Annotated in this window: 10 protein-coding genes; 6 read left to right on the top strand and 4 right to left on the bottom strand. The window is 37.2% G+C overall.

Translation table 11 applies throughout. The annotated features are described in order from the left end of the window. Positions 1–5 precede the first annotated feature (5 nt). Complete coding sequence (locus ACOVQ4_RS07075) at positions 6–833, bottom strand: OmpA family protein (protein WP_421819952.1); 828 nt, start codon at positions 831–833, stop codon at positions 6–8. Between the two features lie 124 nt (positions 834–957). Here ACOVQ4_RS07075 and ACOVQ4_RS07070 point away from each other — a divergent pair, with 124 nt between their 5' ends. The 3 genes from ACOVQ4_RS07070 to ACOVQ4_RS07060 all read left to right on the top strand — a co-directional run bounded on the left by ACOVQ4_RS07070 (position 958) and on the right by ACOVQ4_RS07060 (position 4,291). Beyond that, positions 958–1,407, top strand: coding sequence for a hypothetical protein (locus tag ACOVQ4_RS07070; RefSeq protein ID WP_421819951.1), 450 nt, complete (start codon positions 958–960; stop codon positions 1,405–1,407). A 491-nt stretch (positions 1,408–1,898) separates the two neighbouring features. Further along, entirely contained in the window at positions 1,899–3,098 is a 1,200-nt protein-coding gene (lhgO, locus tag ACOVQ4_RS07065) for an L-2-hydroxyglutarate oxidase (protein ID WP_421819950.1), read from the top strand. 377 nt (positions 3,099–3,475) lie between these two features. Then, on the top strand, positions 3,476–4,291 hold the full coding sequence (locus ACOVQ4_RS07060) for a phytanoyl-CoA dioxygenase family protein (RefSeq protein ID WP_421819949.1): 816 nt from the start codon (positions 3,476–3,478) through the stop codon (positions 4,289–4,291). Between the two features lie 49 nt (positions 4,292–4,340). Here ACOVQ4_RS07060 and ruvX read toward each other — a convergent pair whose 3' ends face one another. Continuing rightward, positions 4,341–4,766, bottom strand: a complete 426-nt coding sequence (gene ruvX / locus ACOVQ4_RS07055; protein WP_421819948.1) for a Holliday junction resolvase RuvX — start codon at positions 4,764–4,766, stop codon at positions 4,341–4,343. Between the two features lie 105 nt (positions 4,767–4,871). Between ruvX and ACOVQ4_RS07050 the strand changes: the two genes are divergently transcribed. Continuing rightward, positions 4,872–6,569: a S41 family peptidase gene (locus ACOVQ4_RS07050; protein WP_421819947.1), complete on the top strand. Its 1,698-nt coding sequence runs from the start codon at positions 4,872–4,874 to the stop codon at positions 6,567–6,569. 257 nt (positions 6,570–6,826) lie between these two features. Here ACOVQ4_RS07050 and ACOVQ4_RS07045 read toward each other — a convergent pair whose 3' ends face one another. Beyond that, a complete protein-coding gene (locus ACOVQ4_RS07045) occupies positions 6,827–7,399 on the bottom strand; it encodes a Crp/Fnr family transcriptional regulator (protein WP_421819946.1) in 573 nt (190 codons plus the stop codon). A 226-nt stretch (positions 7,400–7,625) separates the two neighbouring features. Here ACOVQ4_RS07045 and ACOVQ4_RS07040 point away from each other — a divergent pair, with 226 nt between their 5' ends. Then, positions 7,626–7,916 carry a YciI family protein gene (locus ACOVQ4_RS07040; RefSeq protein WP_421819945.1) on the top strand — a complete coding sequence of 97 codons (291 nt, stop codon included), beginning with the start codon at positions 7,626–7,628 and terminating at the stop codon, positions 7,914–7,916. 414 nt (positions 7,917–8,330) lie between these two features. Here ACOVQ4_RS07040 and ACOVQ4_RS07035 read toward each other — a convergent pair whose 3' ends face one another. Then, positions 8,331–9,074 carry a glycosyltransferase family 2 protein gene (locus ACOVQ4_RS07035; protein WP_421819944.1) on the bottom strand — a complete coding sequence of 248 codons (744 nt, stop codon included), beginning with the start codon at positions 9,072–9,074 and terminating at the stop codon, positions 8,331–8,333. Between the two features lie 253 nt (positions 9,075–9,327). On the opposite strand from ACOVQ4_RS07035, the gene ACOVQ4_RS07030 reads away from it, so the two are divergent. Next, positions 9,328–11,034 (top strand): GMC oxidoreductase, encoded by a 1,707-nt coding sequence (locus tag ACOVQ4_RS07030; RefSeq protein WP_421819943.1) that lies wholly within the window; start codon positions 9,328–9,330, stop codon positions 11,032–11,034. Positions 11,035–11,637 lie beyond the last annotated feature (603 nt).

The raw sequence follows: 11,637 nt of genomic DNA, 5'->3' as shown, positions 1-11,637 counted from the left end.
TTATCTCATTGTTTGATGTCTATAGGTACTCCATTAACGGCATAGCCTGTAATCTTTATTTCAGTGCGACGGTTGGCCGCATGTTCAATTTCGGTACAATTAACCCCATCCGCACATTTATTGACAAGTTGCTCTTCTCCATATCCCTTTGCTGAAATACGATTCTTGGCAATTTTTCCGTGCCCTACAATATAATTAACAGCCGATTCAGCTCTTTTTTGTGAAAGATTCAGATTGTAGTCCGCACCAGATCGGCTATCGGTATGAGAGCCTAGTTCAACGCTTACCCCAGGATTGTCAATCAATAACTGTATAAGCTTATCCAATTCTTTGGCAGCATCAGGTCTGATATTTGATTTGTTAAAATCATAATGAATGTTTTCTACTTTGAAAACATCATTCAATCGGATTCGTTTCATACCAATCGCTCCTTCAATTAGGTCTGTACCTCCTCCCAAACGAGACATATTTTCAATCTCAATGCCTGCAATACAAAAAACTTTTTGGGGGTCTTGCAAATAGCACGCAGCATTAAAATTGGCTCGTTTGGTTAAGTACTTAGTTCTTTGGCCTACAATATCGTAGTCAAATCCCCTCTCTAAAGTAAAGGTTGCGTAACCATCCAAAACCACGGTTGAATCCACCAGTTTATTTTTGGTAAGATTTACTAATTTGAGGTAGGCACCAGTGAGTTCCTCTTGTGTTTCTTTGTCATATACTCTAATTTTGACTTGATACTTCTTTGCAGGTTCTTTAAGTCCTTGAGAAAATAATTGTAACGAAACATGACATAAAAAAAATAAGAATAGGGTTTTAGCAGGTATGTTTTTCATGATATTGAAAGAATGTTTAATAGAAGTTGGGCAATTTTAATGAAAAATATATTTCAAAATGCTTATTTTACGTTTTCTCTTTACAAACAAATTAAACTATTTCATTCTTTCGAGAGAACATAGTATGAAAAAGCTATATTTAGTACTAACATTATTGGTAGGAGCGCTAACATTGCAAAGTTGTGATGAGACGCTAAGCCCCAACGCTGATACCATCGCCGCGCGCAAATTATTTAACGAACGAATAAAACTATTAGTTGATAAAACTTGGAAGTTTTATTTGTACGTTACAATCAATCCAGATGGGAGCCAAGTAACCAATTATTCGGTAAAAGACGGTATAGGATTAACCTCTGATTACTCAAAGTTTACTTATGTCTTCAAATCTGACGGAACTTTTGTGTTATCGTCTGCGAATAGCTCTTTGTCTGGAAAATGGGAATTAAGCGCCGACGGTAAAGCCATAAGTACTCAGCTAGGTATAGGAGCTCCTATCATTTATAGCATCGAGACGCTAACTAATGACGAATTGGAGTTGGAGTCTAGCTCTAGCAAACTCAAGCTGATTATATAGAAGATTCCCATTGGGATAAGTATAAATACCGAATTACGAGTTGTGAATATAAAATTCTCATTATCAGTATATCACATTTGTAATCAGAAAATTACACTCAAAATTCATTACTCACAATTCAGTATTCCTACTTATGTTGATACGCAAAATAAAATTTAATTTTTGAGCTTTCAGCTACGGGCATTAGGCAAAGCATATCTATCGTTACTAAAAGGCAATTTTACGCTCTTTGCCTAGTGCCTGTAGCCTTGTGCCTCAACACAAAAGTTAAATCTAATGCTGCACGATTAGTTAAGTGGGCAATATTAAGTTTAACCAATGGGTTTTCGGCAAAATATTTTCCATATAAACTTAAAAGGTTTTCTGCCTAATGCCTACGGCTGTGCACCCAAATCCAATTTTGTATAAATACTTAAGCCCGTAAGAATAAAAACCTTACGGGTCTTTTTGTATCTTTGTGGTTGGTAAAAAAAAATCATAAGATATTTAAAATGCAACAAGATATTATAGTAATTGGTGGCGGAATCGTTGGTTTGGCAACGGCACTCAAAATAAAAGAACAACGACCAGAATTGAAGGTGTTAGTATTAGAAAAAGAGACCGAAGTAGCCAAACATCAAACAGGTAATAACTCAGGCGTAATTCACTCGGGTTTATATTATAAGCCAGGTTCTTTAAAAGCCACAAACTGTATTCGTGGCTATAATATGTTGATTGATTTTTGTGAAAAAGAACAAATACCTTTCGAGATTACTGGCAAAGTAGTAGTCGCAACTAAAGAAGAGCAACGCCCACTATTGAACAACCTCTATATTCGTGGACAACAAAACGGGCTTGAAGGTCTTCGCAAAATAAGTTCGCAAGAAGTAAAAGAGTACGAACCTTATGTAGCAAGTGTAGAAGGTATGTGGGTGCCTCAAACAGGAATTGTAGACTATAAGGTTGTATGTGAAAAGTATGCCGAAAAGCTTCGCAGTTATGGCGCCGAGTTACACTTTGGCGAGAAAGTAATTGGTATAACAAAAGGTCATTCGCTCTCAATTGTAAAGACCGAGAAAAATACTTATGAAACCAAACTAGTAATAAACTGTGGTGGTTTGTATTCGGATAAAGTAGCACAAATGTCACAAGAAAACCCACTGAATGTCAGAATTATTCCTTTCCGTGGCGAGTACTACAAAATCCGCCCAGAAAAACATTACTTGGTAAAAAACCTCATCTATCCGGTTCCAGATCCCAACTTTCCCTTCTTAGGGGTACACTTCACACGAATGATGCGTGGTGGTATCGAGGCAGGTCCAAATGCCGTATTGGCATTCCGTCGCGAAGGATACAAAAAAATGGATATTAATGCCAAAGAACTTTTTGAGACACTAACTTGGCCGGGTTTTCAAAAAGTAGCTATGAAATATTGGGAAACTGGCTTAGGAGAAATGTACCGTAGTTTTTCTAAGGCAGCGTTTACAAAAGCGCTCCAAGAATTGATTCCCGAAATTCAAGAAAGCGATTTGATTGAAGGTGGCGCTGGCGTAAGAGCGCAAGCATGCGACCGAGATGGTGGTCTGCTTGATGATTTTTCTATAATCGAAGATGCTAAAGTGATTAATATTTTGAATGCTCCTTCTCCAGCGGCAACTTCCTCTCTTTCGATTGGACAAACCGTTTCGGAAATGGCATTAAAACGTTTTTAAGAATAAGTCTACTAAGATTGAAGACTATGATGAGAAAAATTACTTAAATCCAATAATCATCTATACTCACCATTCTTAACACCTTTCATTATTTTATTTGATAATATAACTTATATTTGTTTTAGTAATCTGCCAACTAGAGAGAGAGTTAGCATTGAATTAGATATTTCTCTAAATAAATGTAATTTTTTCTGGCTATAATAATAAAAATATTACAAAACGTTTAAAGTTTCATTACATTCTTTTAATTTGCAATGTTTTAGCAAAAACATTTCTGCTAAAATAACAGCTTAAAAAATTGCGTTTGTAGTTCTGCCCAACCACACGCGCTAACCATGAGATTAAAACGTTAAACTTTATTTTGTACAATTTTAGAAATGGTAAAGTTTGAAAATAAAACCTTCACCCTCGGTGAGAAGTTAACCGATGAACAAAAGGAGTATTTCCGTAAATATGGAATTATTCAGTTCAAAAACTTCATTAATCAAGATACAGTAAAACTTTTTATCAGCGAGTTGCAGAAAATCGAAAAGCAATGGCTTGACGAAGGTGTTGAAAAAATCAATGGTATTCCATTAAAATTCGGAAAGAATGAAAATGGTGACAAGATGATTCAGCGTATGTGCTTTACAAACAAGTATAGTAAAGTATTGGGCGAATTGGTAAAAGACCCTCGTTTGCAGTTGTTAGTTGAGTTATTGGCTCCGTATGATGGACGTATTAGCGAAGACGAAAAAGATGGTCTAGTTTTTAACCACTATATCAACGCACAGAACTCCAAGTTTTCACAAATGGGATGGCATACCGACAGCCCTCGTGACTTGTTTTTAGGACAAAAAATTCTTCCTATGCTCAATGTGGGTATACACCTCGACGATTGTCCTATGTCGAATGGTGGCTTGAGAGTTTTACCAGGTACTCAAAACCAAAGCGTGTTGAAGTTGTTGTTTGGTAAAAAACAATTTATCGATCATACACCCGATGCTCGTGAGGTTGGTTTTGATATCAATGCCGGAGATTTGACAGTACACGATGGTCGCTTATGGCACCGTGTAGAAGTATCACCAAATTTTGGAGAAGCTTCTCGTCGTCGAGTAATGTATGTACCAATTATTACTGGTAAGTATATGCCAAAAGATTCAAATAGTAAGACTCCTTTCTACCACAGATTTGCAAAAGTGGTTCAGAAATAAAAAGAAAAAGGGCTGTTTCTACAGCCCTTTTTTATGAAAAATACTTTTATTAGAAACCTCCTAATGACATTTTTTCCATAAAGGATTGCAAAATAATTGTAGCCGACACCTTATCAATATTCCCTTTTTGACTCCTATCTTTTTTGGAGGCACCTCCAAGAATCATCGCCTGCAATGCCATACTCGAAGTAAAACGTTCATCATGTAGATGAATAGGAGTTTCTGGAAATGCCTTTTTTAGGTGTTTCACAAAAATCTTTACATGTGCCGTATTGTTGGTATCAGAACCATCCAATTGTACAGGCATGCCTACAACAAAACATTCAATGTCTTCCTTTTTAGAATAATCCAACAAGTATTGAATAACATCTTTAGAATGTATTGTGTCCAATGCCGAAGCAATGATTTTGAGAGGGTCAGTTACCGCTAAACCCACGCGCTTGGTTCCATAATCTATTGCAAGTAAACGTCCCATCGATTTTTAGTTAGTTTCAACAAAGTTACGGTAAAAAGATTGGTCGGCTGGTAGTTTTTTGTAACTTTATATAGATTTGAAAGCATAGAGATTAATAAAATAAGCATGATGAAGGATAAGCAGCCACTTAATAGTTCACTAGTCGTTAAACTCCCCATTATTGTTGCTATTTCGGTAGTAGGAGGGATGCTTATTGGTGCCAACTTTTTTGGAGGACAGGCAAAAATGAGTAATATCTCCCGCGGAGTAAGCAAATTTAGAGAAATCCTCTCTCTAGTCGAAACAAGTTATGTAGACTCCGTCAATACAGATACTTTGGTGGATTATTCTATCAAAAAAATGCTAGAAAAGCTTGATCCTCATACTGCCTATTTCGGAACCGAAGAGGCCGCCTTAGCACGTACTCAGCTGGAGTCGGGTTTTGACGGTATTGGTATCGAATATAACCTATTTAATGATACTGTTTATGTAATGAGTGCCATGCCTGGAGGCCCTGCCGAAACGGTAGGTATTCGTAGTGGCGATATGTTGGTAGGAGCAGATGGCGCTTCTCTGGTGGGACCTAAAGTTAATTCAAACGTAATTTTTAATAAACTACGTGGGAAACGTGGTACCGAAGTGAAAGTTGAGATATTACGCCATGGCGAATCCGCACCGCATACCTATACCATAACCCGCGATAGAATTCCGACTTTCTCGGTTAGTGCTGGATACATGATTGACAGCCAAACTGCATACGTCAAGATAGACCGTTTCATGGAATCTACCTATCAAGAGTTTAGAAATATCTTATCAAATCTTAAAAATCAAGGAGCTAAACGTTTGATGCTCGACCTGCGGGGTAATCCGGGTGGCTACAAAGATAGAGCCGAAAAGGTAGTTGATGAGCTCCTAGCTGGTGATAAAATGATTGTATACACTGATGGCAAAGGAACACAATACGACTCAAAAACTATGACTAAGTTTGATGGAATTTTTGAGAAAGGAGCTGTAATGGTTTTGATTGATGAAAACAGTGCTTCTGCCTCCGAAATCGTAGCTGGTGCTTTACAAGATAACGACCGTGCACTTATTGTGGGCCGTCGCTCTTTTGGCAAAGGACTCGTCCAAATGCCCGTTAGCTTGTCCGATGGCTCAGAACTTAGACTAACGATTTCTCGATATTATACCCCAAGCGGTAGAAGTATCCAAAAGCCTTATTTGTTGGGTCATGAAGAGGAATATGATAAAGATTATGACGATAGAATAAAAAGTGGAGAGTTGTTCAATGCCGATAGTATAAAGTTTAATGAAAAACTCAAATACCGAACAGTTGGTGGTCGGGCTGTTTATGGAGGTGGTGGTATTACCCCCGATGTGTTTGTTGGTAGAGATACCACTTATTATACTAAATACCTTTCGGACTTATGGGGCAAAAATATTATCCGAGAAATAGCACTAGACTATGCCAATGCTCACCAAAACGAATTGAGCAAAATGCCTTTTAAAGAATTTAATAGACAATTTGTTGTTACGGATGAAATGATTGTTTCACTTAAATCTTTGGCCAAGCAAACCAAAGTGAAGCATAATGAAAAGGAATTTCAGCGCTCACTTCCTTACATCAAAACTCAAATTAAAGCATACATTGCAAGAAATGTATGGTCCAAAAAAGCTTTAAATAGTGGGCTGAATAACGAATATTATCAGGTTATGAGCGCTACTGACGAAACATTCCAAAAGGCAATTCGAAGTTTTGAAAAAGCCGAAAAGCTTGCAAGAGGAGAACTAGTAGAAACTTTGTCCCATTCCTATAAAAAATAAACATGAATTCTCTTTAAGTAGAGATTTGAAATAGAGAAGCTGTTTAAACTTTAGTATCAATTAAAGGTGAAAGACACTTTAATTAAAGTGTAAATAGCTTCGGAGAGATTGTGTGAAATTCTAGCTAGAAAGACGAAATGCTTGCGTCTCAAGCCAAGTAAAAACTAGCATGGTAGCATCAAAAAAGCGGTCGAAAATATTTTTCGACCGCTTTTTTATGAAAATTATCGAGGATAATCCCAATTCGGGACGATGCATCATCCTCGAATATTTCTACGCAATCGACTCAACGATTGAGGGGTGATGCCTAAAAAATTTGAAAGATATACTTGCGGAACTCTATTGATAAGCTCTGGCTGAAACTCTAGTATCTTTTCATAACGTTCTTGTGCAGTTTCAGAAATAAAAGAACGTAATCGAATTTCTTGCTCCAAGGCTACTTGTTCGTAAGTGAGCCTTCCAAATTTATCCCAATTATGAAAGCGATTGCATAAATCTTCGAGCGTTTCTTTCGAAATCACACAAATATCGGTATCCTCGATGGCCTGAATAAAATCATTACTTGGCTGATTTAGTACATAACAAGTCATACTTGTTACAAATTGGTTTTCTAGAGTGATTTGAAAAGTAGTTTCTTGGTTATTTTGTATAAAATAACTTCTCATCAATCCTTTATTAATAAAACCAATCGAAGTATTATACTCTCCTGATTTGATAAAAAACTCTCCTTTTTTGATAAACCTTTCCTCAAAAAGGCTATGAGCCGCTGCGATTTCTTCATCCGAAAAATCAACAAAGCGTCTCACAAATGCAATCATATTGGGCTTCATAGGACAAAATCTTGTTAGAAGAGACTAACTTTGAAAAAAGATTAGTGCTTATATATAAATTGATGGCGTAAATACCATTAAAATTTTGAAGCTAAATATAAGTATTTGTAAGAAGTATTTGTAAAATTGACAAATATTATCTGTGAGATAAACCTCCGAAACATCAAAAATTAAGACTTAACCATTATAAATCTCCTAAAACATCAACAAACAACCCTGCATTTCGATGAAACAATATGTAATTTATGCCTACGACGGCACAGATGAGCAAGCTCTTGAGCGAAGAATGAACGCCCGCCCGTATCATCTTACAGTAGCGAAAGCCCTCAAGGCAAACGGTAATTTTATTGTCGGTGGGGCTATTTTGGACAATGATGGAAACATGATTGGCTCAACCATGCTAGTGCAATTTGAATCTGAGGAAGCACTCTATAATTGGTATGATAATGACCCTTACGTTACAATGAAAGTGTGGGAAAGAGTAGAAATAAAACCATTTAAAGTAGCAGATGTATAAACATGATTCATCCCGAATTATAAAACAGGGATGTATCTCCAAGTTTTCAGGCAATAGGCAAATAGTTGAAAAATCTTTTTAATAACCCTCTATTTTTATCGTATGCCCAAAACTGCCTAATATTTTAACTTTGTACTCATACTTAAGTTGGCACGTAAAATAAAATCTCATTTTTGAGCTTACGGCTTTCAGCTTTGGGCATCCGGTAAAAATATATCTATTGTTACTAAAAAACCATTTTACATTCCTTGCCTTGTGACTTAAACATAAAACTAAAATCTAATGTTGCCCACTTTAGTAATAGGAAAGATTAAATTAATAGTATATCTGAGGCAAAATTTGACTATAATCTTTTGATTATGAATATTTTCAAATAACCAATATACTGTTAACTAATAACGTTTTCCCACTTACTTAAGTAAATAGCTGACTAATTTTAGACAGCGGCTTCATCCAAAGTGTATACCATTTTGGTTCAAGCTGATTCAATGCCCAGGCACGACGGTCCTCCATGTTGGCTCTATATCTATGCTTCCACGAAGCTGTACTCGTTCCTCCGTTACGCATAGTCATGAGTACTTTTGGAAGATACTGTGCAGATAGTCTGTGCTTAAACATCATGCGTAACATAAGCTCATAGTCTCCCGAACAGGTAAAGTCGATAATATAATTTCCGTATTTCTCGAATGCTTCGCGTTTAATATAACACGAAAGGTGTGGAGGCATCCACCCTTTGAGCCAATTGTCTACATTATATTCTCCCGAACGCCAATATCGAACAATTCTTTCATCATTATCAGGATTGATATATTGCAAATCACCATAGATGACATCTTTCCCAGATTGAATAAATGCTTCGGCTACTTCTCCAAGAACAAACGAATTAGGGAAAAAGTCGTCTGAGCCAATAGTTCCTACAACATCACCTGTTGCTAGCCTTAAACCTTTATTGAGCGCATCATAGATGCCTTTATCTTTTTCCGAAATGTACTTAATCCGGTCTCCATACGACTGTAGTATCTCTACTGTTCTATCTTTAGAAGCTCCATCTACAACTATATATTCAACATTGGGATATTCCTGTGCTAAAACACTGTCAATCGTTTGTTGGATAGTGGCTTCACTGTTAAAAGAGACCGTAATAATGGTTATTTTCATTGATCAAGAAATTAGTATTTTGCAAAGATAAAGAACACCATTGGTTTATGAAGGATAACGATTCTTTATAGCGCCTAAATATTTGATTGATTTTCAAATTTGAATAGCAAATACACTTGAGGAGGAAAGTATATTTAATTTTATTGATAAAAAATAAAACAAATGCCAGCCAGTTCTGGATTGAGTTGTTGAAAAAAAGGAGTAACTTGAGATTTTGAAAAACCGTAATTCCTGTCCCAATTTTCAAAGACTTATGTATATTTTACCTAATAAAGAAAAGAATACTTACGATGCCATCGTGGTGGGGTCGGGAGTAAGTGGTGGTTGGTCTGCCAAAGAACTTACCGAACGAGGCCTCAAAGTACTAGTTTTAGAGCGAGGTCGTATGATAGAACATGTAAAAGATTATCATACAGCATTAATGAATCCTTGGGAGTTTCCTCACGGCGGGCAGGTACCTCTCGAAGAAATGAAAAACTATCCAATTCATGAGCGAACAGGTTTTACTATTACCGAATCTACCAAGCACCATTTTGCCAAAGATATAGACTTTCCTTATGTGGAGGAAAAACGCTTTGATTGGATACGAAGTTGGCAGGTAGGCGGCAAATCTATTACTTGGGGTAGAGTTTCACTAAGATTGAGTGATTTAGATTTTGAAGCTAATGCCAAGGAAGGGATTGGTGTAGACTGGCCGATTCGCTACAAGGATATAGCGCCATGGTATGCCCATGCCGAAAAATTTGCTGGTATAGCAGGTAATCGAGACGGAATACCTCATTTGCCCGATGGTGTTTATCAGCCTCCCATTCCAATGACATGTGTTGAAGAACACTTCGGGAAAGAGCTCAAGTCAAAATTTCCTAATCGACATGTAATTCATTCGCGCACTGCAAACCTAACACAACCAACACCCGAACAATTGGCATTAGGACGAGCCAAATGCCAGTTGAGAGATATGTGTATGCGCGGCTGTCCATTTGGTGCCTATTTCAGTTCACAATCTGCTACATTTCCTGCCGCTCGCAAAACGGGTAATCTAACAATTCGGCCACATTCAATCGTGAATTCTATTATTTACGACGAAAAAAAAGGTAAAGCTACTGGCGTGAGAGTTATCGATGAAAATACCCACGAATGGACAGAGTTTTATGCTAAAGTAATTTTCTTGAATGCTTCTGCCTTGGGTTCTACTTATATTTTAATGAACTCAACTTCTAATCGATTTCCAAATGGACTTGGGAATGATAGTGGTGTTTTGGGGCACTATTTGATGGATCATCACTTTGGGATAGGAGCACACGGAAAGCACGATGGATATAATGATAAGTACTACTTGGGCCGTCGACCAAATGCTATTTACATACCGCGCTATCGCAATATAGGAAACGACAAGCGTGACTATCTTCGTGGATTTGGTTATGAGGGAGGAAGTTCGAAAGATAGAGGACAGTCGCAAGAGGAGTTTGGCGCAGATTTTAAAACACAAATTACACAACCACTAGGTCAGTGGAATATAGACATTATGGGATTTGCAGAAACATTGCCAGATTATAAAAATCATGTGAGACTTAGCAAAGACCAAAAAGACAAGTGGGGGCAACCACAAATGATTATGTCGGCCGAGTTTGGAGAAAATGAGCGCAAAATGCGAATCGATATGAAGAATGATGCCGCAGAGATGCTTGAAGCATCAGGTTTTAAACAGATAGAGACCTATGATTATGAGCCAGGCTTTGGTTTGAGTATTCATGAAATGGGTACTGCACGAATGGGTCGCGACCCCAAAACATCGGTTTTGAATGCGCATAATCAAGTTTGGGGATGTACAAATGTATTTGTCACAGATGGAGCTTGTATGACATCCTCGTCCAATGTGAATCCATCACTTACGTATATGGCATTATCGGCGAGAGCTGCTGATTTTGCTGTGAAAGAATTGAAAAAAGGCAATTTATAGTCGATTTATACAAAGCAGTTAAGTGCGTCAAAAGGAGGAATATGCGAAGGTATTTCCTCCTTTTTTTAGCGGGTAAAAAAAAAGTAAAAAAAAATATTTTTTTTTAGTGTAACTCATTGTATTTCAAAAACTATTCTCTAATTTTGCAGTCCAATTAAGGCGCCCCGATTCGCTGTGTCTTACAAAGGGTTGGCAGAACTCGGTAAGAAATTAGATAAAACGAATTAAGCGGCAAACTTCTTTGGAAAATACAACCACGCAGCCCGCAAAGAACTACAGTGGTTGAATAGTGTCAGAACTGATACTGGCTTGCTTTACTGAATGCCCAGTTTGCAAAGTTGAGTATTAAGCTGCACAGGACTCGTCTCACGAGCTAAGCCTCGTCCGCACTTTTCTTGTCGCTTTCTTTCTCAATTTTCTGTCACTCAAATAGTTTTGAGATTTTTTTTGTGCACTTTTTTGTTAGTGCCAAATAAAATTCCGACCTTTGCAGTCCGTTTTGCGTCGAGCAAAAAGCTCGAAATCGTAACTCGTTGTAAATAAGTTTTTTATTTTATTTTTTAACGTTTTATTCAATAATAAAATGTCTGGAATTATCGGAAA

This window comes from Flectobacillus sp., assembly GCF_049240685.1.
GTDB lineage: Bacteria > Bacteroidota > Bacteroidia > Cytophagales > Spirosomataceae > Flectobacillus.
This window is presented reverse-complemented; position numbering and strand designations above follow the sequence as displayed.

Coding starts and splice junctions, on each gene's coding strand:
- ACOVQ4_RS07075 (WP_421819952.1), bottom strand. CDS start 833: ATGAAAAACATACCTGCTAAAACCCTATTCTTATTTTTTTTATGTCAT.
- ACOVQ4_RS07070 (WP_421819951.1), top strand. CDS start 958: ATGAAAAAGCTATATTTAGTACTAACATTATTGGTAGGAGCGCTAACA.
- lhgO (WP_421819950.1), top strand. CDS start 1,899: ATGCAACAAGATATTATAGTAATTGGTGGCGGAATCGTTGGTTTGGCA.
- ACOVQ4_RS07060 (WP_421819949.1), top strand. CDS start 3,476: ATGGTAAAGTTTGAAAATAAAACCTTCACCCTCGGTGAGAAGTTAACC.
- ruvX (WP_421819948.1), bottom strand. CDS start 4,766: ATGGGACGTTTACTTGCAATAGATTATGGAACCAAGCGCGTGGGTTTA.
- ACOVQ4_RS07050 (WP_421819947.1), top strand. CDS start 4,872: ATGATGAAGGATAAGCAGCCACTTAATAGTTCACTAGTCGTTAAACTC.
- ACOVQ4_RS07045 (WP_421819946.1), bottom strand. CDS start 7,399: ATGAAGCCCAATATGATTGCATTTGTGAGACGCTTTGTTGATTTTTCG.
- ACOVQ4_RS07040 (WP_421819945.1), top strand. CDS start 7,626: ATGAAACAATATGTAATTTATGCCTACGACGGCACAGATGAGCAAGCT.
- ACOVQ4_RS07035 (WP_421819944.1), bottom strand. CDS start 9,074: ATGAAAATAACCATTATTACGGTCTCTTTTAACAGTGAAGCCACTATC.
- ACOVQ4_RS07030 (WP_421819943.1), top strand. CDS start 9,328: ATGTATATTTTACCTAATAAAGAAAAGAATACTTACGATGCCATCGTG.